Origin of the sequence: Mesorhizobium sp. M6A.T.Ce.TU.002.03.1.1 (assembly GCF_003997275.1) — a bacterium.
Taxonomy (GTDB): Bacteria; Pseudomonadota; Alphaproteobacteria; order Rhizobiales; family Rhizobiaceae; genus Mesorhizobium; species Mesorhizobium mediterraneum.
In genome coordinates this window covers 62,723-87,643 of sequence record NZ_RZTI01000007.1, presented here as the reverse complement: position 1 = coordinate 87,643, position 24,921 = coordinate 62,723, and the positions used below count along the sequence as shown (strand labels likewise).

The following is a 24,921-nucleotide window of genomic DNA, read 5'->3' as shown; positions in this document are numbered from 1 at the left end:
TCGACTGGATCATGCTGCGGTGACCGAGGACAGATCCCCCATATTTGAATGCCGCAATGTGACCGTGCGCTACGGTCACATTGTCGCGCTCTCCGATGTCGGAGCAGTCTTCGAACGGGGCATGATCCACGCCGTGGTCGGCCAAAACGGCGCGGGCAAGACGACTTTTGCCCGAGTCCTGGCCGGTCTCGTGCGCCCTGCATCGGGCGAGCTCAAAATCGACGGCCGCCCGCTTGCGGGTGGAAACGTGAGGGATGCCCGGCGTTCGGGCGTCGAACTCGTCCACCAGAGTTTTGCCCTTCCCCCCTCTTTCACGGTTGCCGAAGCCATGCAGTTCGGCGCGGAAGGTGGAGGGCTATTCACAAAGGCAGCCCTCGAAAAGCGGTGGCAGCATCATCTCGATGCGCTCCATGTGAAGGTGAAGGCCAAGCAGCGTATCCGCGACCTGCCGGTGGAAACCCAGCAGAGTGTTGAAATCGCCAGAGCCCTCGTCTCGGATGCGAAGCTCCTCATCCTGGATGAGCCGACCGCGGTCCTGTCTCCCGAAGGCGCTGAGAAGCTTTTCGATCGGGTCCGACGTCTCAAGGAGCGCGGCGTCACGGTCATCCTCATCCTGCACAAGATACGGGAGGTTCTGGCGATTGCGGATACGGTGACGGTTCTGCGCGGCGGAAAGCTCGTCGACGGACCGCTGTCCTGCGACGGGATTGATGCGGATCGGCTGGCCGAGCTTATCATCGGGCCAGCCGCCGCCCGCAACCTCAGCTCGGACGACAAGGCGGCTTTGACAGGCGCAGCAGTGATCACCCATGCCGAACAGCATGTTGCGGACACCGATGCTGCCGCCCCGGTCCTCAAGATGCGCGCCGTTTCCACGCGGCGCGATCCCGAAGGCCCGGCGCTCGACGAGATCAGCCTCGAGGTTCGCCCCGGGGAAATCGTCGGCGTGGCCGGCGTCGAGGGCAACGGGCAGAGAACGCTTGTGCGCGCGATCTCGGCACTGGCTGATGTCGTCAGCGGCGATATCTCCATCGACAGGATGGACGTGACCCGCGCACCACTCGCTGCACGACGAGCGGCCGGACTGCGCGTCATTCCCTTCGAACGGAATGTCGAAGGCCTTAGCCTGACCAGCTCTCTTTGGGAAAACTGGTCGGCGCGCGGTCTCCTTCAGAGACCGCTCCTGTCCGCCATCAGCCCCTCTGCTCTGCGCAAGCAATGCGATACCGCCCTCAAGCAATGGGATGTCCGCTATTCCGATGTCGGTCAGCGGGCCGGCTCGCTATCGGGCGGGAACGCCCAGAAGGTGATCCTGTCGCGTGAGATGGACGAAAACGCCCGCCTTATTCTTGCGGCGCAGCCCACGCGAGGTCTCGATATCGGCGCAACGTCGTTCGTATGGCAATCGATGCTCGATGCGCGGGCGCGCGGTTGCGGCCTGCTGTTCATCTCTTCGGATCTCGACGAGATCTTCGATATCTCGGACCGCGTCGTTGTCATGCTGTCCGGGCGCATCGTCGCCGAGTTCCGTCCACCCTATGACATCACAGCCGTCGGCGCAGCCATGACAGGAGTGCTCGGATGATCGATCGGTTCGTCTCCGTTTTCCGCGCGCTGATCTTCATCCTGATCGCCCTTGCGCTTTGCGGGGTTATCTTTCAGGCCGCCGGCTATTCGGCGCCCCTGATGTTCCAGTCGATCGCCGATGGCGCTTTCCTCAGACCCGGCGCCCTGCAACAGGCACTTCGTTGGGGGCTTCCCCTGTTCATCACGGCTGTCGGCGTGGCCGTCTCCTTCCGGGCGGGCTACTTCAACATCGGCGCCCAGGGCCAGTTCTACATGGGAGCCATCGCGGCCGCGTTCATGGCCGAATGGCTTGACGGCGCACCGGCGCCGATCCTCATGACCGCCTGCTTCTTCGCCGGCATGTCGGGTGGTGCGTTGTGGGCTTTCTGGCCCGGGCTCCTGCGGCTGAAATCCGGCGCGGACGAGGTGATCACCACGCTTATGGGCAATTTCATTGCCGGTCTGGTGCTGCTTTATGTGACGGCCGGACCGCTCAAGGACCCATCGGGCACCGGGCAGCAGGCGTCAAGCCGCCCGCTCGACAGCGCTTACCGGATCAGCGACTCGCTCGGATTGTCTCCGACGATCATCGCCATCGCCGTTCTGGTCGGCCTGGCAATGTGGTTTCTGGTCAACAGAACCGCCTTCGGCGTGCTCTCTGGCCTTGCCGGTCGCAATCCGACGATGGTCGAGTGGCAGGGCGCGAAGACATGGCGCATCGGGCTCGCAAGTTTCCTGCTCAGCGGCGCGCTCGCCGGTCTTGCCGGCACGATAGAGTTCATGGGCCCCAACGGACGACTGACCGGCGGTTTCCTGCCGGGCCACGGCTTCACCGCAATCCTGATCGCACTCGTCGCCAACTTCTCGGTCGTCGGCACGGCTATCGTGTCGCTGTTCTTCGGTGGGCTAGCGTCCGCCGCCCTCTACCTGCCGATCATGGCCGGCCTGCCGTCGTCGGCAATCGACATCATCAACGCAGCCATTGCTCTGTTCATCACCGCGAAATCCAGCGCCGTCGACCGGATAGCAAAACTCGGAGGACGGATATGGAAGACTTCGTAATCGCCATCCTGCGGTCGGGCACTCCGCTGATCTACGTGACCCTTGCCGGCGTCATCGCCCAGCGAGCCGGCATCTGGCATCTCGGCCTCGAAGGCCTGATGATTACCGGCGCATGCGCAACGATCCTCGGCATCGTGCTTACGCAATCGATTTGGATCGCGCTTTTCGGTGCGATCACGGCGTGCGTCCTCGGCTCAATCCTGTTCTGGTTCGTGGTGGAGAAGCTCAAGGCCAACCAGATCATTGCCGGCCTCGGGCTTACAGGGCTCGGCCTCGGAGGAACCGCGCTTGCCGTGCAGTCGATTTTTGGAACGCAGGCCGCAGTGAGCGCACCCTTCGGCCTGCCGCGCATAGGACCCGCCTTCGGGGCGTTCGGGTCGCTTTCGATCCTCGTCGTCATGATGCCGGCGATCGTCTTCGCGATGTGGGTTGTCTTGCGGCGAACCCGTTTCGGCCTGCGTCTGGCGGCATCGGGCGAGCATCCCTTTGCCGCGCGCGGTGTGGGTGTCAATCCAGCGGCAATGCGCCTCGTCGCGCTGATGACCGGCGGCGTGCTTTGCGCGCTCGCCGGCGCTGAGCTTGCTGCGGGGAGCCTTCAGATCTTTGCGCAGAACATGACAGCCGGCCGCGGCTTCATGGGATTTGCCGCCGTCATATTCGGCGCGGGTCATCCAATTGGCGCGACTCTGGCAGCCGTGTTCTTCGCCGTCGTTGGTGCGCTCGGCATCAGGGCGCAGCTCGCCTTCGGCGACCGCGTCCCGCACGATCTGCTGCTCGCCTTGCCTTACATAGCCACCGTTCTCGGCATCTGGCTCAGCACGCAGCTGCGCGGCGGCACCAAGGCCGCCAGCGGCTTCGGTGAGCTGCGCGACCAATAGACACCAGGCTGGCATCGCACCGGACCGGCAGCCGGGCGCGTACAGCGCGACACGAGCAGGACATGCCCATGCCCCAGACACTGATCAAGAACGCCACCCTTTTGACGATGTGCGCCCGGAACGGAAGCAAGCCGTTCCAAGGCGACATTCTTATCGAGGACGGCCGCATCTCTGCCGTCGGACAGAACCTCGTGGCTGCGCCGGATGCCACCTTAATCGACGGCCAAAACCGGCTGGTAATGCCGGGCCTCGTCAATGCCCATGCCCATTCGGGCGAAACCTTCTTTCGCGGCCGATATGAAGGCATGCCGCTAGAGCTCTGGCTTCTCTACGCCTACCCCCTGCTGATGGGCCCTGTCGTCGACGAGCGACTTCTCTACCTGCGCAGCCTTCTCCTCGCGATGGAATCGCTGCGCAGCGGCGTCACGACGATATGCGACGACTTCTTCGATCCGCCTGCGCACGACCTCTCACGGCAGTCAGCCGTCTTCAGGGCCTATGAGGACGCGGGCATCCGCGCCAATGTGTCGAGCGCGGCCATGAACGTGCATGCGCTGGACGCCCTGCCCTACGCCCGCGAGGTGATGCCGCTCCACCTGCAGCAGAAGCTCGATTTCGGGCCGCCGATGTCGACCGACGCCTATATGGACTACTGCCGTTCCGCCTTCGCGTCGCTGCATGGCAGGGCCGGCCGGCTCAATTTCATGATCGCACCGTCAGCGCCGCAACGCTGTACCCCGGACTTGCTGCAAGCCTGCCATGCACTCGCCGTTGACATGGGCGTGCCGCTACACACGCATATCCTGGAAACCAAGACACAGGCCGTGACCGGCCATGAAGTCTACGGCAAGAGCCTGATCGGCTATATGAGCGATCTCGGCGTGCTGTCGCGCAACACGACGATCGCCCATTCCGTCTGGGTGAGCGACAAGGACATCGCGACGATGGGCGAGGCAGGGTGCTCCGTTGCCCACAATGCCATTTCCAACCAGAAGCTCGGCGCCGGCATTGCTCCCATTCGCCGCCTGATGAATGCAGGCATAACCGTTGGTCTCGGGACCGATGGCATGTCGTCGAACGACACGGCGCGCATCTTCGACGTCATGCGGGTGGCCGGGCTGATCCACAGTGTTTCCGGCCCGGATTATGACCAGTGGGTCCGTGCTGACGAAATCCTGACCATGGCGACGATCGGCGGCGCACGCAGTGCCATGCTGGAGAATGTCACCGGTTCGCTCGAAGTCGGCAAGGCCGCTGATCTGCTGATCCTCGATCTCACCACCCTCAGCTTCACCCCGCTCAACGATATCGCCAAGCATCTCGTCTATGCCGAGAACGGTTCTTCCATCGAAGCGGTGATGATAGCGGGGCAGATCGTCGTCCATGACGGCCGCCTGCAAACGATCGACGAAGCAGCCATACTGGCCGAGATCCGTGAGCTTGTCCCGGCGCACCTCGCCGCGCACGCCGAACTGGAGACACGGAACGCGGTGTTCCACTCCGCCATGGCGGAAATCCATCGGCGCGCCACGTCGAAGGACATCGGGATGAACCGCTATGCCGGAAATCAAAGCGCATGAGCCTTGCGTAGCAGGCACCATCATATCGCCGGCGACATGCCTCAAGCTCCGTCGTCATGATCGGCATGGGGGCTACAGGGCTGGCCCCAATCGGATCGGGCTGCCGTCGCTGAATCGCGATATGCGGAACCGATTGAGGTTGTGGCCAATCTCGTTACCCTGGATCAGGTCCGACACGACGCGGCCTATACCGGGTCCGATGCCGAAGCCGTGGCCGCTCATCCCGGTCGCAACGACGAGGCCTGGAATCTCGGCTACGCGGTCGACGATGGGCACCACGTCCGGCATCGCATCGATCATGCCCGCCCAGCTCGCCTTCAGCCGCACGTCCTTGACCTGAGGGAAAAGCTCCCTGAACCCGCGCTCGATCGAGCGGAGCCCGGAGGATTCGGGAGCGGGGTTCAGGATGCGCATCCGCTCGAACGGACTTTCCTGGGTCGCGTCCCACTTGCGCGGCGTCGACCAGGCATCCGGATATCCCATTGGCGCCGCCGGCAGGTATCGCGTGCCCAGGGGATTTGCCCTCAAGGCGGGAACGTATTTGATCGCATGCCGGAATGCGTCCGGGCCGACATAGAGCTGGCTGGCACCGCCCGACGCGAGCGTATAGCCGCCATCCTGCCGCCGCCGGAAGGCGATGTATTCGTCGGTGGCTGCCCCCGCATAGATCTCGGGCATCGGCTCGGTCGCGGCGACGGTCGACCTGACGCTGAGCTGCGGGATCGAGATGCCATGCGCGCGCAGGAAGAGCGACGTCCACGCGCCGCTGGCGACGAGAACATTCGAGGTAGCGATGTGGCCCCTTTCGGTCCAGACGCCGCTGATCCGACCGCCGGATCGGTCAAGCATCCGCGCCGCGCAATTCTCGATGATCGTGACGCCTTCCCGGGCGGCCAGGCGAGCGATCGCCGGCACGGCAACCCAAGGCTCGGCCCGCATGTCCGACGGGGTTATCATTCCGCCCTTGTAGCGCCGCGACATGGCGGGGATCAGATCCACGACCTCATTCGGGTCGAGGAGGCGTGTGTCGACACCGTGTGCGCCGGCGATCCGCACGAACGCAGCAAACGCGGCCATCTCCGTGTCGGTCCGCGCAAGGTATGTGATCCCGGTCTGCCTCAGACCGATATCCTCGCCGCACTCTTCGGCAAGTTGCTGCCAGAGTTGGCGCGCTTCGATCATGATCGGCAGTTCGTCAGCGTCGCGGCCTTGCTGCCGGATCCAACCCCAGTTGCGCGATGACTGCTCGGCCGCGATGCGGCCCTTCTCGACAAGCGTGACCGAGATGTTCCGTCGCGCCAGAAACAGTGCCGTCATCACGCCGATGATGCCTCCGCCAACGATCACGACATCGGATGTCTTCGGCAACAGCGCCTGAAACTGCACCGGGGTGGCTTCGCTGAACGGGAAGGTTGTCAATGGCAGCCTGTCTTTCTCTTGGTCACATCGACACCTTATCCGCACACTTCTGCCGGCGGCATCGGTCGGCAGGACATCGCAGACGATCGCATTCAGCTGTTATCCAGACAGGCCGCCAGCGTCTCCGAGAATATCCGGATACCCACCGGAATCAGTTCGTCGCGGAAGTCATATTCAGGAGGACGGACCCGTGGCCAGTCGGGGCCGGACCCGAGAAAGAGCATCGCGGCCTTTGCGCCGCTCAGCCCGAACTGCCCGATCCTCCGAACCGACCGACGGCACCTTCTGGTCGCGCCGCCCAATACCCGCACGCTCCAATCCGTTGGCGAAGATAGCCGTCGCCTCGGGCTCGTTGATGGAAGCGGCGAAGACGTCGTCATACTCGTGCGCGCAGAGGAGTCCGTGGTGATTGCGCTTGGTCTTCTTGGCGATCTGGGCCATCCAGCCCTCGATTTTTCAAACGGCTCTCAAGCCCGCAGATCGTCTTTTACCGCAGTCGCCACCGGGTGGATCTAGAGAAGCGCGATCACCCGAGTCGGCCCGCCGGTCGCGCCTCTCACCTTCGGAATCCCAAGGAAGAGACGCGCCCCGACTTCAGGAATCGCGTCTAGATTTGCAAGGCACTCGACGCCCCAGCGACCGCTTCCAAGCCATTCGTAGTGGACGGGAAATGCCCCGCCCGAATTAAGCCCCGTGTCGAGGGAGAGGGTGTCGACTCCAATGCCCTTAACATTTCGCTCGCCTATCAGGAATTGCGCAGTCTCGACGTGAAAGCCGGGGGTATGATTTCTCTTCTCGCCGTCATTGCCGGTGAACTTTGGATCGTCCAGAAGCTTGTGCCATCCGGAATTCATCACCACACAGCATCCCTCCGGAAGAGGCCCGTTTTTTGCCTCCCACGCTTTGATATCGTCGGGGGTGAGAGATGTGTCCGCATTCTCGGCCGCCCGCGAAGCAATATTGATGACTGCGACAGGCACGATCAGGTCGGAGATGGGAATCAGATCGGCCGTCAAGCCATCGGCAGAAAAATGGATGGGCGCGTCCATATGGGTGCCACTGTGTTCGACGATCGTCCAGCGGTTCAGGTTCACCTTGTCCTTTGCGAAGGTGACCAAATGCTCGACGGTGAACCATTTCTCGCCGCTAAAGGTCGGAAACCCTTCATAGAGCGCGTGCGAAAGGTCGACCGTCTCGCTGAAGCTCGTTGGAGCGGCCTGGGCTTGTGGCGTGCCAGGAAACGCCGCGGCGGCGGCGCCGAGGCCCAAAGTGAAGCCGGTTTTGAGAAGACCTCTACGTGTGGCTTTCTCACAGATTGAATGCAGGCATCCCGGAGGGCACATGTTTTTTCCTTCCCATTGGCGATCTTGACGAGACGATTGTCGTACTATCCAGTTAGTATATTCCCGCTGCGGATTTCACGCCTTGCCTGTGGCCTTACCTAACCTTCCATCAGGTGCTTCAGCGAATTGACCGCGGTGGCGTATCCTCGCGGCCCCAAACCGGCGATGACCGCCGTCGCCACCGTCGAGACGAGCGATTTGTGATAGATTTCCTCGCGTCGGTGGATGTTGGAAATGTGGAGCTCAACGATCGGTCCAGGAAACATCTTGAGTGCGTCTAGGATGGCAATCGAGGTGAACGAGAAGCCCGCCGGGTTGATGATGATGCCGTCGCCCTCGTCGATCGCCTCGTGGATCCAGCCGACGATCTCGCCCTCGAAGTTCGACTGGTGAAAGCGGACTGGAAGCCCGTCTGCTGCCTTCCGGCACATCGTCTCGATCTCGGCAAGCGTCGTCGTCCCGTAGATTTCCGGCTCGCGGCTGCCCAAGCGATTGAGGTTTGGACCGTTGAGAACGAAGATTGGCTTGGTCATGGTCCTATCCTTGATAGCCCAGCAGGCGCGGCAGCCACAGCACCAGCGATGGGAAGAAGGTGATCAGCATCAGGGCGGCAATCATGGCGTAGAGAAACGGCATTACGTCATGCACCAGGTCGCGCAGCGGCACCTCTGCGATGCGGGTCATGATGAACAGCAGCAACCCGTATGGCGGGGTGACGAGGCCGAGCATGATGTTGACGACGACCATCACGCCGAAATGCACCATGTCGACACCGAGCGCCTTCGCCGTCGGAATCAGCACCGGCACGATCACCAGCAGAATAGTCGTGCCCTCCAGCACGCAGCCCAGGATCAGCAGCAGGATGTTGACGAGGATCAGGAAACCCATCGGCGAAAGATCCCAGGACTGCAGGATCACCGACAGGGACTGCGGAATGTTCTCAACCGTGACAACGTAGTTGAACACCAGGGCGCCGGCGATGAGCATGCCGATCGAGGCCGTGGTGCGGGCGCTGTTGAGAAGCGCATGGTAGAGCTGAACCGGCGTCACGCTGCGATAGATCGCGACCGAGATGAGCAGCGCGTAGCCGGCGGCGACCGCCGCAGCCTCGGTCGGGGTCATCACGCCGCCCCTTATGCCGACCAGCAGAACGACCGGCAGCATCAGCGCCGGAAACGCTCGCAAGGTGATCCCCGGAAATTCCCTGAGCGGCACCGGCTTCTCGACCGGAAAGTTCTTCCGGCGCGCATCGATGGCGACGATGATCATCTGCGACAGGGCGAGAAGAAGGCCCGGCACGATACCCGCAATGAAGAGGTAGCCGATGGATGCATCCGAGATCAGCGCATAGATGACCAGCGGAATTGACGGAGGAATGATCGGGCCGATCACGGAGGTGACGGCTGTCAGCGCAGCGGCATAGCTCGCCGGGTACTTGCCATCCTTGGTCATGAGCTGCTGCATCATCTTGCCGGTGCCCGCGGCGTCGGCAATGGCCGAGCCGGACATGCCGGCGAAGATGATCGACTGCAGCACGTTGACCTGCGCCAGGCCGCCGCGGAAACGGCCGACGACAGCGTTGCAGAATTGCAGCAGCCGGTCGGTCATTGTTCCGGCGTTCATCAACTCCGCGGCGAGAATGAACATCGGCACGGCAAGCAGAATGTAGCTCGTGTAGAGCCCGTTGAGGAGCTGCTCGGCGGACGTGCCCATGTCGAGCCCTGCTAGCCAGAGATAGAGGATCGACCCGGCGATCATCGAGTGACCGATCGGCAGGCCAAGCAGGGCCAGCGCTGTGATCGCAACGACCGACAGCGAAAAGGGACTCGCGAGGCTCATACGCCGGAACTCGCTTTCGTCGGGTCAAATTCCGCCGGCGCTTCGCCCCGGAGAGCACGCCACGCGAGCCATAGGTAGCGGGCAATCACGGCGACCACGAAGACGAGGTAGATCGAGAACAGCCAGTCGAAGCGTATCTTGAGGTAGGCGGTGCTCTCGACCTTCATGAAGGTCACATAGTCGAAGACGGCCGGAAAGGACCAGCCATAGAGCGCGACGAGAGCGATCGCGAAGGCGAGCGTCATCGCTCGCCTTATGTTCGGACCGACTGCGGCATAGAGGAGATCAAAACGGATTTCCTCTTCCTCACGAACGACGAACGCTGCGCCGAACAGCACAACCCAAATCCAGAGCACGACGGTGAGCTCGTTGCTCCAGCCGGTCGGCCAGTTGAGAAGGTAACGAAAAGCAACCTGCAGAAGAAACGCGGCGAACATGGCGCCGATTGCGATGGCGATGGCGTTCTCGGCGCGCCGGTATAGCCAGCCGCCGACCTTTCTCAATCCCGGGTTCATCATGCCTCCCTGGCGTCGTCTGGCTAAACGAGTTTGGGCCAGCCGGTCACAAGCGGACCGGCTGGCGAGTTTTGTCGCGTCAAAGCGCGTTGATCTTGTCGATCATCCCGGCCGGCCATTCCTTGGCGAGGTCAGAGGCAAGATATTGCTCCTGCACGTGCTTGCGGAATGCAGCGACGTCGGGCTCGTAGATCTTCAGGCCTTTGCCCTTGAATGTTTCAACGAGTTCCTTCTCGCGCGTCAGGTGTTTTTCTGTCGAGAAGTCGATCGCCTTGTCCGCCGCGGCCTGGATCTTTGCCTGCTTCTCGGCCCCCATCTCGTCCCACAATTTTTTCGAGATGCTGAGAAGGTCGAAACCGACAAGGTGCGAGGTGAGCACGATCTGCGACATGACCTCGTAGAACTTCATGTTCTCGACGTTGGGCAGAGGGTTGTCCTGCCCATCGATCGCTCCTGTCTGCAGGCCAGTATAGACCTCTGCGTAGGCCATCGGCGTAGGATTCGCGCCGAGCGCCTGGCCGAGGAATTGCCAGGCGTCGCCACCCGGCATGCGCAGCTTGACGCCGGCCAAGTCGGCGGGAGTCTTGATTTCCTTATCGGGCTTCAGGCCGACCTGACGCAGGCCGAAATAGGTGGGGCCGAGCACCCTCACGCCGAGTTGGTCCTCGGTCATCTTCTTCAGCTCCGCGCCGGCGTCGCTGGCAAAGAAGGCCTTGAGATGCGCGGCGTCGCGGAACAGGTAGCCGGCGGTGACGATAGACCAGGCCGGAATCTGCTTGGAGATGTCCTGCGGGGCGATGTTGCCCATTTCGAGGTTGCCGCGCTGGATGGCGACAAGCTCGGTGCCCTGCTTGAACAGGTTGCCGCCGTAGTAGCCCTCGAAAGCAAAGTCGTCCTTGATGGCGTCAGCGAACATTTTCATCATCTCAGCCCGGATGTCCTGTTCCGAGAACACGGCCGAGAAACGCAGCTTTGGTTTGTCCTGCGCGAAGGCGGGGACAGCGGTTCCGGCGGCAAATGCGCCGGCAGCGATCATAAACATGCGTCGGTTCATTTCAGCTTTCATGTCGATTTCCTCCCAGTGGTCTTCATGCGGCTATAGGCGTCATTGAGTTCATGCGGCGGCCTCGAAGTGATCTGCCATGGCGCGGCGGTCGGCCTTGCGCCCGGTGAAGAGCTCGAACGCGCGGACGGCCTGATAGATCGCCATGCCGATGCCCGGCAGCGTTCTGCAGCCGATCTTACGGGCCGCGATCAACAACTCCGTTTCCATCGGAAAATAGACTATGTCGGCGACCCATTTTTCGGCCGTCAGAAGAGCCGTGTCGAACGGTGTTCCGGGGTATTTCGCCATGCCCACCGGGGTCGTGTTGACGATGCCGTTTGCCATGCGCACCGCTGCGGCCGGGTCCGGCCACGCCTCGACGCGGCCGCCGAACAAGGCGCCCATGCGCGACGCAAGATCCGAGGCGCGATCGGGTTGGCTGTCGACGACGAACAGCCGGCCAACGCCCATCTCCATCAGCGCGTTTGCGACTGCGGCGCCCGCTCCGCCGGCGCCGAACATGGCGACACTGCCCATCGATGCGCCTGTCATCGCTTCGCGAAAACTCTCCGCGAAACCCCAGCCGTCGGTGTTGTGGCCTTCCTTGCGTCCGCCAGCGAACACGATCGTATTCACCGCGCCTATCGCGCGCGCTTCGGGCGACAGCGCATCGAGGACGGGAATAACAGCCTGTTTAAACGGATGAGTGACGTTGAGGCCCTGAAAGCCCGCAATTTGCGCCGCCGCGATCAAGTCGCCGATCGCCGCGTCCGGAAATCCGAGCCTGTCGAAATCGAGCAAAAGGTACGAATAGCCGATGCCAAGGCGCCGGGCTTCACGCTCATGCATGCCGGGAGTGCGCGAGGACTGAATGCCGCGTCCGACAAGGCCAATCACGACCTTTTCGCTGTCGCCGCTAGCAGCGCTCTTGTGCTCGTCCGCAAGACGGCAAAGGAGGTCGACAAGGCTGTCGCCCATCTCCCGAGATTCCTCCCTGTGCGGGCCGCCTTCCTAGCCCAACTGCGGCAATTCTTGGATCGCCCTTGTGTTCACGACAAACGCGCCGGTAAATAAGTCCCTCGCGATTTGCGAATGATGTACTAACTGGTTAGTTTAGTCAATTGCCGGCTGGCGCCGGGGCGGGAACTCAAACTGCATGGCCGTTATCAAGAAGGAACGAAAGACGAAGCAGGACGCGAGCACGACGCGTATCCAGGACCCTGAGGGCACGCGCCGCAACATCCTGGAGATCGCCTCCAAGGAGTTTGCCCTCAACGGCTTGTCGGGCGCGCGCATAGACGAGATTGCGGCGCGCACACGCTTCAGCAAGCGCATGATCTACTACTACTTTGGTGACAAAGAGGGCCTCTACCTGCGCGCGCTCGAGAACGCGTATCGCCAGGTACGCGAGGGCGAGGCCCAACTCGATATCGAAGGTTTGCCCCCCGTGGCGGCACTGACGCGCCTAGTGGAGTTCACGTTCGACCACCATCACCGACACGAGGAATTCATCCGCATGGTGATGATCGAGAACATCCATCACGGCCAATACCTCGAACAATCGGATGCGATCCGCGATTTGAACGTGACTGCGATCGACCATATCTCTCGCATCTATTCACGCGGTGTCGAAGAGGGGGTCTTTCGGCCGGGACTCGACGCGGTCGAACTCCATTGGCAGGTAAGCGCGCTGTGCTTCTTCAACGTTTCCAATCGCGCCACCTTTTCGATGATCTTCGGACGCGACTTCGGCGCGCCGGCACAACTCGAGCGGCTCAAACGCAACAGCGTGGAGATGCTGTTGCGTTTTGTCGCGAAGGACGAAGCTTCCGCAGAACGCTAAGCGCGCCAAAACTTGCGGTGCTGCCAGCGTTGCCTTAATTATGTACGAACTGGTTCGTTCATAACAACCAGGGAGGAGGCGCGTTTGAAGACTTCGATCGCGACGGTGTCGATCGCCGGTGACCTGGCGGAGAAATTCGCGGCAATTTCCGCCGCGGGTTTCGACGGTGTTGAAATCTTCGAGAACGATTTCCTCGCCTTTGACGGCTCACCGCGCGACGTCGGCCGAATGGCTGATGACGCAGGTTTGACCATAACGCTCTTCCAGCCGTTCAGGGACTTCGAGGGTTTGCCGGAGCCCCAGCGTAGCCGCGCTTTCGACCGTGCCGAGCGCAAGTTCGACGCCATGCAGGAACTCGGCACCGACCTGATGCTGGTATGCTCGTCGGTGTCGCCGGTCTCGCTTGGCGGGATCGACCGGGCGGCCATGGACTTTCACGAGCTTGGCGAGCGCGCCGCCAAGCGCGGCCTGCGCGTCGGCTACGAGGCATTGGCCTGGGGGCGTCACGTCAACGATCATCGCGATGCGTGGGAAATCGTGCGCAGGACTGCGCATCCGAACATCGGGCTGGTTCTCGATTCTTTCCACACGCTAGCCCGCAGGATTGAGCTCGGCTCCATCCGTTCGATACCCGCCGACAAGATCTTCATTGTCCAACTCGCCGACGCGCCGTTGATCGAAATGGACTTGCTCTATTGGAGCCGGCACTTCCGCAACATGCCAGGCGAAGGCGATCTGCCGGTGCGACAGTTCATGCAGGCGGTCGCGGCAACCGGTTATGATGGCTATCTGTCGCTCGAGATTTTCAACGACCAGTTCCGTGGCGGGTCGGCAAAGGCGATCTCCGTCGACGGACGGCGTTCGCTAGTGTGGTTGATGGATCAGGTGCGGCGTGAAGAACCGGCACTTGACGTGGCTATCCCGCCCATGCCCGACCGCATCTGGGTTGGAGGGGTCGAGTTCATCGAGTTCGCGGCCGATCGCCCGGACGCCGGACAGCTTGGATCGCTGTTGCGCATGCTCGGCTTTGTCGAGGCCGGTCGACACGTCTCGAAGGACGTCACGCTCTACCGCCAGGGCGAGATCAATATTGTCATCAATACGGAGCGGCAGGGCTTCGCCCATTCTTCCTTTGTTGTCCATGGCACATCGGCATATGCGATGGGCCTGAAGGTCGAGGACGCCGCCGCCTCGGTTGCGCGCGCCGAGGCGCTGGGCGCGGAGATCTTTCACCAGCGGGTCGGCCCTGGCGAGCTGTCGATCCCGGCGATCCGCGGCGTCGGTGGCGGGCTGATCTACTTCCTCGACGCCAAGACCGACCTGGCGAAGGTCTGGGACATAGAGTTCACGCCGGTCATGCCGACAAGTTCCGGCAATGGCGTCGGCCTCACCCGCATCGATCATGTCGGGCAGACCATGGCACAGGAGGAGATGCCGAGCTGGCTGCTGTTCTATGTCTCGATCTTCAGGACGACCAAGACCCCTATGGTCGACATCGTCGATCCGGCCGGCCTCGTGCGCAGCCAGGTGATCGAAGGTCTGGACAAGCGCTTCCGCCTCACGCTGAACGGCGCCGAGAGTCACCGCACCCTGGCTGGCCATTTCATCGCCGAAACCTTTGGTTCCGGCGTCCAGCATTTCGCACTCGCGACCGATGACATCTTTGCGACGGCGGCGAAGCTGCAGGCCAACGGCTTCGAACCGCTTCAGATATCGATGAACTACTACGACGACATAGAGGCGCGCTTCGGTTTGGATCCGGAGGTCGCCGATCGGTTGCGCTCAGCCAATATTCTTTATGACCGCGACGACAACGGCGAATTTTTTCAGCTCTATGCGCCGACATTCGGAGAGGGGTTCATTATCGAGTTTGTTGAACGGCGCGGCGCGTATGCAGGATATGGTGCGCCGAACGCACCATTCCGCATCGCCGCGCAAAAGCGGCTGATGCGGCCCAAAGGAATGCCAAAGATATGACCGGTATAAACTTTGCTCGCATCAACGACGCGACGATCCACTATCGGTATCGTCCCGCAGCTGGCAGGCCGACGGTCGTCTTCGCGAACTCGCTCGGCACGGATATGCGCATCTGGAACGAGGTCGAGCGAAGGCTCGCCAACGACTGCACGTTCGTTGCATTTGACAAGCGCGGACACGGTCTGAGCGAACTGGGTGACGCGCCGCAAACAATCGAGACCCATGCGACGGACCTTGCAGGGCTGCTCGACCATCTTGGCGCAAAACGCGCTGTGATCTGCGGGCTTTCGATCGGCGGCGTCATTGCGCAATGCCTTTACAAGACGCGGCCGGATTTGATCGAGGGGTTGATCCTTTGCGATACGGCAGCGAAAATCGGCACGGCCGAGATGTGGAACGGGCGCATCAACGCGGCGCTGTCGGAGGGCATCGCGAGCTTTGCCGACGACGTGATGCGAAAATGGTTCACACCGGATTTCCATAAGAATCGCGGCGAGGAACTGGCAGGGTATAAAACGATGCTGACGCGCCAGGATCCGGCCGGCTACGCTGCTGCCTGCGCAGCTATCCGCGACGCCGATTTGACCGCTACGACCGCCGCGATTAATGTGCCGACACTCTGCATTGTCGGCGATCAAGACGGATCGACGCCGCCTGAACTGGTGGAATCGCTGGCCCTCTCAATCCCCGCCTCACGGTTCGAGGTCATCGCCGGTGCGGGCCACATCCCATGCGTCGAGCAGCCGGGAAGGCTCGCAGGGCTGATCCGTGGCTTCCTGAACGACATGCGAAGGGAGCGCGAATGAGCAAGCCACAACACGGCGCCCGATACGTCGAAGGGATGACGACGCGCCGTTCGGTGCTGGGTGACGCCCATGTCGACCGCGCAGAGGCGGCCAAGACCGAATTTGACATTCCTTTCCAGGAACTGATCACGGAGGCTGCATGGAGCCACGTCTGGTCACGGCCGAACATCACCAAGCGCGAGCGTTCTATGATCACCATCGCGCTGCTCGCCGCGCTGAAGCAGGACGAAGAAGTCGCGATGCATATCCGCGCCAGCGTCAATACCGCGGCGACGCGCGACGACATACGCGAGGCGCTGCTGCATGTGGCAATCTATGCCGGCGTGCCGGCGGCAAATCACGCGATGAAGATCGCCAGAAAGACGTTCGACGAAATGGATGCTCAAGCCGGCAAATCATGACCAAGTCGCGCTTTCCCGCCAACCGCACGCCGGAACTCGGCGCCTTCTTTCAGCGCGACCGCAACTGGCATCCGCCGGCCTTCACGCCAGCCTACAAGACTTCGGTGCTGCGCTCGCCGCAACGGCCGCTTCTTTCCCTCGACAACACCCTGTCGGAGCTTACGGGGCCGGTCTTCGGCCACAATATTCTCGGTGAGCTGGACAATGACCTCATATACAATTTTGCCGGGCCGGGCGAAAGCGCGATCGGGCCGCGCATCCTCGTCTATGGCCGCGTACTCGATGAGCGCGGCATTGGCGTCGCCGGTGCGCTGCTGGAGATATGGCAGGCCAACGCAGGCGGACGCTACCGACACAAGAAGGAAACCTATCTCGCGCCGCTCGATCCGAACTTCGGCGGCTGCGGCCGCACCATCACCGGCGAGGATGGCTCCTATTGTTTCCGCACAGTCCAGCCGGGGCCATATCCCTGGCCCAACGGACCCAACGACTGGCGTCCAGCCCACATCCATTTCTCGATCTTCGGGCACGGCTTCGCGCAGCGCTTGATCACCCAGATGTATTTCGAGGGCGACCCGATGATCTGGAGGTGCCCGATCGTGCGGACCATCAACGACCGCCGCGCTATTGAAGGCCTCACCGCCGCGCTCGACATGGAGGCAACGATGCCGATGGATGCGCGGGCATACAAATTCGACATCGTGCTGCGCGGCCGCCGCTCGACGCTGTTCGAAAACCGCATTGAGGGCAGCTGATGGTCCAGGGTCTCAGCCGGCTGAAGGAAAGCGCCTCGCAGACTGCGGGACCTTACGTCCATATAGGGCTGACGCCCGACTTTGCCGGCATCTCGGGCATCTATGAACGCGACCTTGGCGCCGCGATGGTCAACGACAAGACCAAGGGCGAGCGCATCAGGGTCAACATCCGGGTGATCGACGGCGCCGGCTCGCCGCTGAAAGACGCGCTTGTGGAGATCTGGCAGGCGGACGCCGCCGGCATCTACAATTCGCCCTCGGATCTGCGCGGCTCCGCCGACCCGAATTTTACCGGCTGGGGCCGGCTGCCCACCGACATGACGACGGGCGAATGCATGTTCGAGACCATCAAACCCGGTCGCGTGCCCTTTTTTGACGGCCGCAAGATGGCGCCGCATTTGACGGTCTGGATCGTCGCGCGTGGCATCAACATTGGCCTTCACACCCGCATGTATTTCGGCGACGAGGAAACGGCCAACGCCGAGGATCCCGTCCTGATGCGTATTGAGCAAAGAGAGCGCGTGTCAACGCTGGTCGCGCCGCGCGATGGCGACATCTATAAGTTCGACATTCATCTTCAGGGCATGAACGAGACGGTCTTCTTCGACATATGATCGCAGCATTCGACAGTCCCCTCCTGTCCGGGCTTCTCGGCGATGAGAAGATGGCGACGCTGCTCGGCGTCGAGGCCGAACTTGCGACGATGCTGCAATTCGAGAAGGCGCTCGCCGACGCAGAAGGCGCACTCGGCATCGTCCCGGCGGCTGCAGCAAGCGCAATCGGACGCGTCCTCGACAACTTCCGGCCGGACATTTCGGCCCTGAGGGACGGAACGGCGCGCGACGGCGTCATGGTGCCGGAGCTCGTGCGGCAGATCAGGCATGCTGTGGGAGAGCCGCATTCGGAGCATGTGCATTTCGGTGCGACCAGCCAGGACGTGATCGACACGGCCATGATCCTGCGAATTCGCACCTGTATCGACCTGTTGGAAGAACGGCTTTCGGCACTGGTGGTCGCCTTTGCCGATCTCGGTCATCGGTTTGGCGATCGCCCGCTGATGGCCCGAACCCGAATGCAGGCAGCGATCCCGATTTCCGTAGCCGACCGCGTCACAAGCTGGCGCGAACCGCTCGTGCGCCACCACGAGCGGCTTCAATCGATGCGAAGATCGGTTCTCGTCATCCAGTTCGGCGGCGCCGTCGGGACACTCGAGAAGTTCGCAGACAAGGGAGCCGCCGTCCGTGCCGCGGTGGCCGAGCGGCTGAGCCTCGGCGACGCGCCGCAATGGCACAGCCAGCGCGACCGCATCGCTGAGCTGGCCAACTGGCTGTCGCTTGTGACGGGCGGCCTCGGCAAGTTCGGGCAGGACATTGCGCTGATGGCGCAGGCAGGCGACGAGCTGCAACTGGCGGGCGGCGGTTCATCGTCGGCCATGGCGCACAAGCGCAATCCCATCGATGCCGAGATGCTGGTGACGCTCGCCCGCTACAACGCCGTCCAGCTCTCCGGGACGCATCATGCGCTCGTCCACGAGCAGGAGCGCTCTGGCGCCGCCTGGACGCTGGAATGGTTGATCCTGCCGCAGATGCTCATGGCGGCTGGAGCATCGACCTGTGTCGCGGACAGGCTGCTGAGCAACATTACGGCGATCGGAGCCTAGAGCGGGATGCATTCAAATTAAACTGGACATCCCGCTCTATATATTTATTTTAGCTGCATTTCTGCGACGCCAATTGATTCCACTTGGCTGCAAAATGCTCGCGCCACGTTGCGATTGTCTTCGCCCGCCTGATTGGCGCAGCCGAAGATTACATCGTCCACGGCCTCCCAATCGACGCCACCGTTGCGCGCTAGCAACGCCTTGAGCGGAATGGCGCCGAGAACGTCGGCCCGTACCGAAGAGAGTGCCCCGCCAAAGCGGCCGATCGGCGTGCGGATATAGTCGCCAATGAAAACGTCCGTCATCCTAGAGTTCCGGGACGATCAGGTCGGCAACAGTGCCGGTCACCAGCAATTCGGCGCCAGTGACGGCCTGCAGATCATCGAGGGACAATGCGGGCAGCTTCTCGCGCAGGACGAAGCGCCCGCCCTCGATGTCGATCACCGCAAGCGAGGTATAGACGCGCGTCACGCAGCCGACGCCGGTCAGAGGCAGGGTGCAGCGCCTCAGAAGCTTCGGCTTGCCGTCTTTCGTCACGTGATCGGTAATCACCGCAACGCGCCGGGCACCATGGACGAGGTCCATCGCGCCGCCTACCGCCGGCACCCCATTTGGCCCTGTCGACCAGTTGGCGAGGTCGCCACTCTCGGCTACCTCATAGGCGCCGAGGATCGCCACATCCAGATGGCCGCCCCGCACCATGGCGAAGCTGTCCGCGTGGTGGAAGAACGCGGCGCCAGGCTTCAGCGTCACCGCCTTCTTGCCGGCATTGATTAGATCCCAGTCCTCTTCGCCTTTCGGCGGAGGCTCGCCGAAGCTCAGGATGCCGTTTTCGGTGTGAAAGATCGCCTCCCGACCGGGCGGCTGATACTGCGCCACCTTCTCGGGAAAGCCGATGCCGAGATTGACATAGGCGCCGTCCTGAATGTCCTGCGCGGCGCGCCAGGCGATCTGGTTGTTGGTCAGCTTCACAATCATCTCAGGCAATTTCCGGATAGACGGCGTTCGCGCGGTTCAGATCTTCTTCCTGCCGCGGATGGGCGACCGCGACCACCTTCTGGACGAAGATGCCGGGGGTGATGACGATTTCGGGGTCGATCCCTCCCTCCGGCACGATCCGCGTCGCCTGCACGACGGTCTCCGCCGCCGCCATGCACATCAGCGGATTGAAGTTCCTCGCGGCCGCCCGATAGGTGAGATTGCCATGGGCGTCTGCAATCTCCGCCTTCACGAGCGCTACATCGCACTTCAGCCAGCGTTCCTGCACATAGCACCGTCCGTCGAATTCAGCGACCGGCTTGCCCTTCGCGAGATCCGTTCCGTAGGACGTCGGCGTATAGAAGGCCGGGATTCCTGCCCCACCCGCGCGGATGCGCTCGGCAAGCGTGCCCTGCGGCACCAGCTCCAGCTCGATCTTCCCGGACAGATAGAGATCGGTGAACACCACCGGATCAGCAGAGCGCGGGAAGGAGCAGATCAGCTTCTTCACCATCCCGGCCCCGATCAGCGCGGCGAGGCCGACATGGCCGTTGCCCGCATTGTTGTTGATGATCGTCAGGTCCTTCGGGTGCCCCGTGGCGCGGAAACGGTCGATGAGCGCGTGGATCAACTCGATGGGCGACCCCGCCCCCCCAAAGCCTCCGATCATCACGGTCATGCCGTCTCCGATCCCCGCCACCGCCGTGGCGGGGTCTGCGACTGTCTTGTCCATCCGAGTTCCTCTCAGTTCCGTGGCACAAAACGCCTGCGGCAAAGCGAGGGATAGGCCCGGCCCGAGCTTCCGTCCATTCAGCTTGTGCGATATGATGCATTTGTTCGCATATCGCTCAAGATTGAGGTAAGAAGCAGCATGACCGTCACCGAACGCGACCTGATGGGCGGCCTCGCCAAGGGCCTGGCTGTGATCGAGACGTTCAGCCCCAACCACCCGCGCCAGTCGATCTCCAAGGTCGCGGCGGCCACCGGGCTAGATCGGGCGACGACACGGCGGTGCCTGCTGACGCTCGCACATCTCGGCTATGCCGATTATGACGGGAAGTTCTTCACGCTGACCCCGCGCGTGCTGCGGCTGGGCACGGCTTGCCTCGCCACCATGCCGCTGCCGCAACTCGTGCAGCCGCTGCTCGACCAGTTGTCCGACGAGATCGGGGAAAGCTCCTCGGTCTCGATCCTCGATGGCGCCGAGATCGTCTATGTCGCCCGCGCGGCGCAGCGAAAGGTGATGTCGATCACGTTGATGCCCGGCTCGCGCCTGCCGGCCTATTGCACCTCGATGGGCCGTGTGCTGCTCGCCGCCCTGCCCGAGGCCCAGGCGCGGGAGCGGCTCGGTTCCGTCCCCCTGCCCCGCCGCACCCCGCATACGCTTACGGAGCCCGAGGCGGTCATGGCCGAGCTGGCTCGCGTTCGGGCAGAAGGCTATGCCGTCATCGACCAAGAGGTCGAGATCGGCCTCCGCTCCATCGCGGTTCCCCTGGTGACGGCACGCCGTGTCATCGTCGCTGCCGTCAATCTCGGGTTGCCGGCCCGCAGCGAGCCGATCGAAGAGCTCGCAGCGCGCTATCTCCCGGCGCTTCAGACCGTCAGCTCGAGAATGCAGGAAATCCTACGCTGAACATGGTCGCGCAATGGTTCAGCCCGGACGACCGCGCCGGCGGGCGCGGAACCAACTCGCGACGCCTGTAGCGTGGCTCGCCAGTGGGAAGCCGCTCCCAGAAGGACGCGATCGTCGCGGACTATTTCACGACCATCCGCTGTCCAACCAGCGAGCCTGAGGTAGAGCGTCTGTCTGACGGGCCGGCGGTTAGCCGCCGCCGCCCATGGTCACGGACATGAAGGCCCGGAAGGCCGCCGCCGCCGGGTCGATTGGTCTGTCACGCGACCAGGCCAGGCCGACATCCATAGTGGGGATCGGCTCGACAAGCCCGCGCACTTCGATGCGCTGCCCCTCCAAGGACCAGGGGCGGTAAACCATGTCGGACAGGACAGTGACCCCCATGCCGGCAGCCACGAGCGACCGCACGGCCTCGACCGAACTGGTGGTAAGGACGGCGCGGAGCGAAAGGCCCGCGGCATCCCAGTAACGGGCGGCCGTCGTGCGTGCCTCGTCCACCGTCAGCATGACATAATCTTCCGCCGCTACATCGGCGAGGCTGATTTCCTGCCGCGCGAGCAGATGATGATCAGCCGAAAGCCAGAGCCGGCGGTTCGACCGCATCAAGACCTCCTGCGCCAATTCCTCGGTGTGCTCCAGGTTGGACACCAGCATCACGGCCATGTCGATGTCCCCGCACATCAAGCCGCTTTCGAGAGCGTCTCGGGGCAGTTCCAGCACCTCGACCTCGATCTCGGGATAGGTCTTTCGAAACCGCGCGTAGTGGCGCGACATGTAGTAGCCGACGACCGTGTAGGTCATGCCCAGCCGCAGCTTGCCCGCCAGGCCTTTCCTATCGCGCAACGGGCTTCGGACGGCGGCTGCGACCGCCCCGGTGATAACACGCGCATGTTCAAGAAACCGCGCGCCCTCCATCGTCAATCTTACGCCAGCGTGGTTACGCTCCAAAAGCCGTACGCCCAGGTCAGCCTCAAGCGTCTTTATCGCCGCAGTGACCGCCGATTGTGAGATGTTGAGTTCCACCGCGGCATGACTGACCTGTCCGCTCTCGGCGGTCGCGATAAAATAATCAAGCTGTTTCAAGGTGATGGTCATGGTGCGCTCCGGCCCAGAACCATTATCTGTTTTTTTGATATGACAATCAATAAACTACTATTTCACAAATGCCCGCGCATGCGCAAAAAATGCTGCAACGCCGCAAAGACGGCAGCTTCGAGGGGTAACAATGCGATGGCGGTGACGCTAAACTGCGACATGGGCGAAAGCTTTGGCCTCTACAAGGTTGGTGATGATGTGGGCATGATGCCGATCATCGACGTTGCCAATGTCGCCTGTGGTTTTCACGCTTCCGATCCAGATCACATGCACGCCGCCGTCCGCAGCGCCAAGGCGAGTGGCGTAAAGATCGGCGCCCATCCAGGCTTACCGGACATTCAGGGTTTCGGACGGCGCGAGATGCGGATGACCCGCGACGAAGTCAGGAACACCATCGTTTACCAGGTGGGAGCGCTTGCCGGCTTCCTCAAGGCCGAGGGTGTGGAACTCCACCATATAAAGCCGCATGGCAGCCTTTACTTCATGGCCATGCAGCAGGAGGCCGTCGCCCATGGCGTGTGCGACGCGGCAGAGGTTTTCGGCGTACCCCTCTTCGGCATGACGGGCACCCTGCACGAGAAGATCTATCAAGAGCGCGGTATCCCATTCGTCGCCGAGTTCTATGCCGATCTCGACTACGATGCCTCCGGCAAGCTGATTCTGACACGCGTTCATGACGCCAAGGACCCCGCAGAGATGGCCGAGCGTTGCGTGCGCGCCATCAGCGAGGGTGAGGGCACGGCAGAGGACGGCAGTTTCTTCCCTGTGCGCTGCGAAACCATCTGCGTGCATTCCGATACGCCGAACGCCATCGAAATAGCCAGGGCCGTGCGCACTGCAATCGCCCCTTGGCACTGAAGTCGACCGAAACCGCCCGCGCAGGCGGTTACAAATTAGCCTGTCAGCAGTTTTCCGGAGCTTTTTATGGCCCAGATCCTTTCGCCTCTTCCCGGCACTTTTTATCGGAGCGCTTCGCCAGACCAGCCGCCCTACAAGGCGGATGGCGACGCGGTTTCTGCCGGAGACGTAATCGGTCTCATCGAAGTGATGAAGTCGTTCCATGAAGTGAGGGCCGAGACGGCCGGTACGAACATCCGCTTCATTGCCGACAATGAGGACCCCATCATGGCCGGCGCACCTATTGCGGATCTCGACTGATGCTGAAAAAGCTTCTGGTTGCCAACCGGGGCGAGATAGCGGTCAGGATCATCCGGGCCGCACAAGATCTGGGCATCGCCACCGTGGCGGTGTACTCGGCCGCAGACGCGGGATCGCTCCACGTCCAGCTTGCAGACGAAGCGGTCAACATCGGCCCACCGGCAGCAAAGAAGTCCTATCTCAACGTCGAAGCAATTCTGAAGGCTGCCCGCGACACCGGTTGCGACAGCGTTCATCCTGGCTATGGTTTCCTTGCCGAGAATGCCGCGTTTTCCGACGCGGTCACAGGCGCTGGATTGGTCTTCGTCGGCCCGTCGGGAGATGCGATCCGGATGATGGGAGACAAGGTCTCGGCGCGATCGGCCGCTGCCGCTGCAGGTGTCCCTGTGGTGCCTGGCTCGGCTGGCCGGGTCGAGGGCCTCAAGGCTGGCCACGAGGTGCTGACCGAAACCGGTTTTCCGGTGATGATCAAGGCTGCGGCGGGCGGCGGCGGGCGGGGCATCCGCATTGCGAACTCGCTCGCAGAGTTCGAACAAGCCTTTCCTCAGGCCGAAGCAGAAGCTCTCGCCGCCTTTGGCGACGGTGGTCTCTACATGGAAAAGGTGATCGGCAAGGCCCGCCATATCGAAGTGCAGGTACTGTCAGACGGAAGCGATGCCATCCACTGCTACGAGCGGGAGTGCTCGCTGCAGCGGCGACGCCAGAAGGTTTGGGAGGAGGCGCCGTCGCGCGCACTTTCCGACAGGCTGCGCGAGGAGCTCTGCGCTTCGGCGGTCGCTTTGGCCAAGGCGGTCAAATACTCTGGTGCCGGCACGGTGGAGTATCTTTATGACGATGAAGCAGACCGCTTTTACTTCATCGAGATGAACACCCGTATCCAGGTTGAGCACCCGGTCACCGAGGCGATCACCGGCATCGACCTCGTTGCGGAGATGCTTCGCGTCGCCGGCGGCGAGAAGCTGCGGATTCGGCAAGGCGATGTCTCCGTCAAGGGGCATGCGATCGAAGTCCGGCTCAATGCCGAAGACCCGGCGAAGGAGTTCGCTCCATTCCCCGGGCAGGTGGCCGAGCTTCGCATTCCCGGCGGTCCGGGCGTACGCTTCGATTCCATGCTCTACCAAGGCTATCAGGTGCCGCCCTTTTATGACTCGCTGCTTGCCAAGCTGATCGTGCATGCAGAGACGCGCGAGGCGGCGATAGTGCGCCTGATCCGCGCGCTCAACGAGTTGAAGATCGGCGGGCTCAATACCACCAAGCCGCTGTTTCTTGCGCTGGCCGCCGATCCGGCGGTGCGGGCGGGAGACGTGCATACCCGCTGGCTGGAAGGCTGGCTCATCGAAAACGCCGCAGCATTGGCGGGTTAAGGAG

General features: G+C 62.4%; 27 protein-coding genes. 15 read left to right on the top strand and 12 right to left on the bottom strand.

What is annotated here, in order from left to right; all coding sequences use genetic code 11:
* Positions 1 to 19 precede the first annotated feature (19 nt).
* From EOC93_RS04055 to EOC93_RS04040, 4 genes are all read left to right on the top strand, one after another.
* Positions 20 to 1,585 (top strand): ATP-binding cassette domain-containing protein, encoded by a 1,566-nt coding sequence (locus EOC93_RS04055; RefSeq protein WP_126103542.1) that lies wholly within the window; start codon positions 20 to 22, stop codon positions 1,583 to 1,585.
* Positions 1,582 to 2,628 (top strand): ABC transporter permease, encoded by a 1,047-nt coding sequence (locus EOC93_RS04050; protein WP_095483690.1) that lies wholly within the window; start codon positions 1,582 to 1,584, stop codon positions 2,626 to 2,628. Before EOC93_RS04055 ends, EOC93_RS04050 begins: the two co-directional genes overlap by 4 nt.
* A complete protein-coding gene (locus EOC93_RS04045) occupies positions 2,613 to 3,506 on the top strand; it encodes an ABC transporter permease (protein WP_095483689.1) in 894 nt (297 codons plus the stop codon). The genes EOC93_RS04050 and EOC93_RS04045 overlap by 16 nt, the downstream gene beginning before the upstream one ends.
* A 68-nt stretch (positions 3,507 to 3,574) precedes the next feature.
* Positions 3,575 to 5,086: an amidohydrolase gene (locus tag EOC93_RS04040; protein ID WP_127203921.1), complete on the top strand. Its 1,512-nt coding sequence runs from the start codon at positions 3,575 to 3,577 to the stop codon at positions 5,084 to 5,086.
* Between the two features lie 72 nt (positions 5,087 to 5,158).
* Here the strand turns inward: EOC93_RS04040 and EOC93_RS04035 are convergent, their stop codons facing one another.
* From EOC93_RS04035 to EOC93_RS04000, 8 genes are all read right to left on the bottom strand, one after another.
* Entirely contained in the window at positions 5,159 to 6,505 is a 1,347-nt protein-coding gene (locus EOC93_RS04035) for an FAD-binding oxidoreductase (protein ID WP_127203920.1), read from the bottom strand.
* A gap of 174 nt (positions 6,506 to 6,679) precedes the next feature.
* Complete coding sequence (locus EOC93_RS04030) at positions 6,680 to 6,946, bottom strand: hypothetical protein (protein WP_127203919.1); 267 nt, start codon at positions 6,944 to 6,946, stop codon at positions 6,680 to 6,682.
* Positions 6,947 to 7,017: 71 nt separating this feature from the next.
* The gene (locus EOC93_RS04025; protein WP_158302519.1) at positions 7,018 to 7,773 is read right to left on the bottom strand and encodes a cyclase family protein; all 756 of its coding nucleotides are present in this window, start codon (positions 7,771 to 7,773) and stop codon (positions 7,018 to 7,020) included.
* Positions 7,774 to 7,946: 173 nt separating this feature from the next.
* Positions 7,947 to 8,381, bottom strand: a complete 435-nt coding sequence (locus tag EOC93_RS04020; RefSeq protein WP_127203918.1) for a type II 3-dehydroquinate dehydratase — start codon at positions 8,379 to 8,381, stop codon at positions 7,947 to 7,949.
* A gap of 4 nt (positions 8,382 to 8,385) precedes the next feature.
* Positions 8,386 to 9,687 carry a TRAP transporter large permease gene (locus tag EOC93_RS04015; protein ID WP_095483683.1) on the bottom strand — a complete coding sequence of 434 codons (1,302 nt, stop codon included), beginning with the start codon at positions 9,685 to 9,687 and terminating at the stop codon, positions 8,386 to 8,388.
* Complete coding sequence (locus tag EOC93_RS04010; RefSeq protein WP_348627361.1) at positions 9,684 to 10,190, bottom strand: TRAP transporter small permease subunit; 507 nt, start codon at positions 10,188 to 10,190, stop codon at positions 9,684 to 9,686. Before EOC93_RS04010 ends, EOC93_RS04015 begins: the two co-directional genes overlap by 4 nt.
* 91 nt (positions 10,191 to 10,281) lie before the next feature.
* Positions 10,282 to 11,268: a TRAP transporter substrate-binding protein DctP gene (gene dctP / locus EOC93_RS04005; protein ID WP_127203917.1), complete on the bottom strand. Its 987-nt coding sequence runs from the start codon at positions 11,266 to 11,268 to the stop codon at positions 10,282 to 10,284.
* 48 nt (positions 11,269 to 11,316) lie between these two features.
* Positions 11,317 to 12,225, bottom strand: coding sequence for a shikimate dehydrogenase (locus EOC93_RS04000; RefSeq protein WP_126103548.1), 909 nt, complete (start codon positions 12,223 to 12,225; stop codon positions 11,317 to 11,319).
* Positions 12,226 to 12,403: 178 nt separating this feature from the next.
* On the opposite strand from EOC93_RS04000, the gene EOC93_RS03995 reads away from it, so the two are divergent.
* From EOC93_RS03995 to EOC93_RS03965, 7 genes are all read left to right on the top strand, one after another.
* Positions 12,404 to 13,090 carry a TetR/AcrR family transcriptional regulator gene (locus tag EOC93_RS03995; protein WP_127203916.1) on the top strand — a complete coding sequence of 229 codons (687 nt, stop codon included), beginning with the start codon at positions 12,404 to 12,406 and terminating at the stop codon, positions 13,088 to 13,090.
* Positions 13,091 to 13,174: 84 nt separating this feature from the next.
* Positions 13,175 to 15,067, top strand: a complete 1,893-nt coding sequence (locus tag EOC93_RS03990; protein WP_127203915.1) for a bifunctional sugar phosphate isomerase/epimerase/4-hydroxyphenylpyruvate dioxygenase family protein — start codon at positions 13,175 to 13,177, stop codon at positions 15,065 to 15,067.
* Positions 15,068 to 15,072: 5 nt separating this feature from the next.
* Positions 15,073 to 15,873: a 3-oxoadipate enol-lactonase gene (gene pcaD / locus EOC93_RS03985; RefSeq protein WP_127203927.1), complete on the top strand. Its 801-nt coding sequence runs from the start codon at positions 15,073 to 15,075 to the stop codon at positions 15,871 to 15,873.
* On the top strand, positions 15,870 to 16,274 hold the full coding sequence (pcaC, locus tag EOC93_RS03980; RefSeq protein WP_127203914.1) for a 4-carboxymuconolactone decarboxylase: 405 nt from the start codon (positions 15,870 to 15,872) through the stop codon (positions 16,272 to 16,274). Before pcaD ends, pcaC begins: the two co-directional genes overlap by 4 nt.
* The gene (pcaH, locus tag EOC93_RS03975) at positions 16,271 to 17,029 is read left to right on the top strand and encodes a protocatechuate 3,4-dioxygenase subunit beta (protein WP_127203913.1); all 759 of its coding nucleotides are present in this window, start codon (positions 16,271 to 16,273) and stop codon (positions 17,027 to 17,029) included. Before pcaC ends, pcaH begins: the two co-directional genes overlap by 4 nt.
* Complete coding sequence (gene pcaG, locus EOC93_RS03970; protein WP_127203912.1) at positions 17,029 to 17,643, top strand: protocatechuate 3,4-dioxygenase subunit alpha; 615 nt, start codon at positions 17,029 to 17,031, stop codon at positions 17,641 to 17,643. Before pcaH ends, pcaG begins: the two co-directional genes overlap by 1 nt.
* Positions 17,640 to 18,689 carry a 3-carboxy-cis,cis-muconate cycloisomerase gene (locus EOC93_RS03965; RefSeq protein WP_127203911.1) on the top strand — a complete coding sequence of 350 codons (1,050 nt, stop codon included), beginning with the start codon at positions 17,640 to 17,642 and terminating at the stop codon, positions 18,687 to 18,689. The genes pcaG and EOC93_RS03965 overlap by 4 nt, the downstream gene beginning before the upstream one ends.
* A 44-nt stretch (positions 18,690 to 18,733) precedes the next feature.
* On the opposite strand, the gene EOC93_RS03960 is transcribed toward EOC93_RS03965, so the two are convergent.
* From EOC93_RS03960 to EOC93_RS03950, 3 genes are read right to left on the bottom strand one after another with little or no spacing between them, the layout of a single operon-like run.
* Complete coding sequence (locus tag EOC93_RS03960; protein WP_206532209.1) at positions 18,734 to 18,994, bottom strand: hypothetical protein; 261 nt, start codon at positions 18,992 to 18,994, stop codon at positions 18,734 to 18,736.
* Between the two features lies 1 nt (position 18,995).
* On the bottom strand, positions 18,996 to 19,667 hold the full coding sequence (locus EOC93_RS03955) for a 3-oxoacid CoA-transferase subunit B (RefSeq protein ID WP_127203910.1): 672 nt from the start codon (positions 19,665 to 19,667) through the stop codon (positions 18,996 to 18,998).
* A gap of 1 nt (position 19,668) precedes the next feature.
* Entirely contained in the window at positions 19,669 to 20,400 is a 732-nt protein-coding gene (locus tag EOC93_RS03950) for a 3-oxoacid CoA-transferase subunit A (protein WP_127203909.1), read from the bottom strand.
* Between the two features lie 138 nt (positions 20,401 to 20,538).
* Here EOC93_RS03950 and EOC93_RS03945 point away from each other — a divergent pair, with 138 nt between their 5' ends.
* A complete protein-coding gene (locus EOC93_RS03945) occupies positions 20,539 to 21,300 on the top strand; it encodes an IclR family transcriptional regulator C-terminal domain-containing protein (protein ID WP_127203908.1) in 762 nt (253 codons plus the stop codon).
* A 189-nt stretch (positions 21,301 to 21,489) separates the two neighbouring features.
* Here EOC93_RS03945 and EOC93_RS03940 read toward each other — a convergent pair whose 3' ends face one another.
* The gene (locus tag EOC93_RS03940; RefSeq protein WP_095483669.1) at positions 21,490 to 22,395 is read right to left on the bottom strand and encodes a LysR family transcriptional regulator; all 906 of its coding nucleotides are present in this window, start codon (positions 22,393 to 22,395) and stop codon (positions 21,490 to 21,492) included.
* 135 nt (positions 22,396 to 22,530) lie between these two features.
* Between EOC93_RS03940 and pxpA the strand changes: the two genes are divergently transcribed.
* From pxpA to EOC93_RS03925, 3 genes are all read left to right on the top strand, one after another.
* The gene (pxpA, locus tag EOC93_RS03935) at positions 22,531 to 23,253 is read left to right on the top strand and encodes a 5-oxoprolinase subunit PxpA (protein ID WP_127203926.1); all 723 of its coding nucleotides are present in this window, start codon (positions 22,531 to 22,533) and stop codon (positions 23,251 to 23,253) included.
* Between the two features lie 66 nt (positions 23,254 to 23,319).
* Positions 23,320 to 23,553 (top strand): acetyl-CoA carboxylase, encoded by a 234-nt coding sequence (locus EOC93_RS03930; RefSeq protein ID WP_013533152.1) that lies wholly within the window; start codon positions 23,320 to 23,322, stop codon positions 23,551 to 23,553.
* Positions 23,553 to 24,917, top strand: a complete 1,365-nt coding sequence (locus EOC93_RS03925) for an acetyl-CoA carboxylase biotin carboxylase subunit (RefSeq protein ID WP_127203907.1) — start codon at positions 23,553 to 23,555, stop codon at positions 24,915 to 24,917. Before EOC93_RS03930 ends, EOC93_RS03925 begins: the two co-directional genes overlap by 1 nt.
* Positions 24,918 to 24,921: the final 4 nt, after the last annotated feature.

Excerpts from the sequence above, each read along its gene's own strand:
- EOC93_RS04050 (WP_095483690.1), top strand. The coding sequence starts at position 1,582 with ATGATCGATCGGTTCGTCTCCGTTTTCCGCGCGCTGATCTTCATCCTG.
- EOC93_RS04045 (WP_095483689.1), top strand. The coding sequence starts at position 2,613 with ATGGAAGACTTCGTAATCGCCATCCTGCGGTCGGGCACTCCGCTGATC.
- EOC93_RS04040 (WP_127203921.1), top strand. The coding sequence starts at position 3,575 with ATGCCCCAGACACTGATCAAGAACGCCACCCTTTTGACGATGTGCGCC.
- EOC93_RS04030 (WP_127203919.1), bottom strand. The coding sequence starts at position 6,946 with ATGGCCCAGATCGCCAAGAAGACCAAGCGCAATCACCACGGACTCCTC.
- EOC93_RS04020 (WP_127203918.1), bottom strand. The coding sequence starts at position 8,381 with ATGACCAAGCCAATCTTCGTTCTCAACGGTCCAAACCTCAATCGCTTG.
- EOC93_RS04015 (WP_095483683.1), bottom strand. The coding sequence starts at position 9,687 with ATGAGCCTCGCGAGTCCCTTTTCGCTGTCGGTCGTTGCGATCACAGCG.
- dctP (WP_127203917.1), bottom strand. The coding sequence starts at position 11,268 with ATGAAAGCTGAAATGAACCGACGCATGTTTATGATCGCTGCCGGCGCA.
- EOC93_RS04000 (WP_126103548.1), bottom strand. The coding sequence starts at position 12,225 with ATGGGCGACAGCCTTGTCGACCTCCTTTGCCGTCTTGCGGACGAGCAC.
- EOC93_RS03995 (WP_127203916.1), top strand. The coding sequence starts at position 12,404 with ATGGCCGTTATCAAGAAGGAACGAAAGACGAAGCAGGACGCGAGCACG.
- pcaC (WP_127203914.1), top strand. The coding sequence starts at position 15,870 with ATGAGCAAGCCACAACACGGCGCCCGATACGTCGAAGGGATGACGACG.
- pcaH (WP_127203913.1), top strand. The coding sequence starts at position 16,271 with ATGACCAAGTCGCGCTTTCCCGCCAACCGCACGCCGGAACTCGGCGCC.
- pcaG (WP_127203912.1), top strand. The coding sequence starts at position 17,029 with ATGGTCCAGGGTCTCAGCCGGCTGAAGGAAAGCGCCTCGCAGACTGCG.
- EOC93_RS03965 (WP_127203911.1), top strand. The coding sequence starts at position 17,640 with ATGATCGCAGCATTCGACAGTCCCCTCCTGTCCGGGCTTCTCGGCGAT.
- EOC93_RS03960 (WP_206532209.1), bottom strand. The coding sequence starts at position 18,994 with ATGACGGACGTTTTCATTGGCGACTATATCCGCACGCCGATCGGCCGC.
- EOC93_RS03955 (WP_127203910.1), bottom strand. The coding sequence starts at position 19,667 with ATGATTGTGAAGCTGACCAACAACCAGATCGCCTGGCGCGCCGCGCAG.
- EOC93_RS03950 (WP_127203909.1), bottom strand. The coding sequence starts at position 20,400 with ATGGACAAGACAGTCGCAGACCCCGCCACGGCGGTGGCGGGGATCGGA.
- EOC93_RS03945 (WP_127203908.1), top strand. The coding sequence starts at position 20,539 with ATGACCGTCACCGAACGCGACCTGATGGGCGGCCTCGCCAAGGGCCTG.
- EOC93_RS03940 (WP_095483669.1), bottom strand. The coding sequence starts at position 22,395 with ATGACCATCACCTTGAAACAGCTTGATTATTTTATCGCGACCGCCGAG.
- pxpA (WP_127203926.1), top strand. The coding sequence starts at position 22,531 with ATGGCGGTGACGCTAAACTGCGACATGGGCGAAAGCTTTGGCCTCTAC.
- EOC93_RS03930 (WP_013533152.1), top strand. The coding sequence starts at position 23,320 with ATGGCCCAGATCCTTTCGCCTCTTCCCGGCACTTTTTATCGGAGCGCT.
- EOC93_RS03925 (WP_127203907.1), top strand. The coding sequence starts at position 23,553 with ATGCTGAAAAAGCTTCTGGTTGCCAACCGGGGCGAGATAGCGGTCAGG.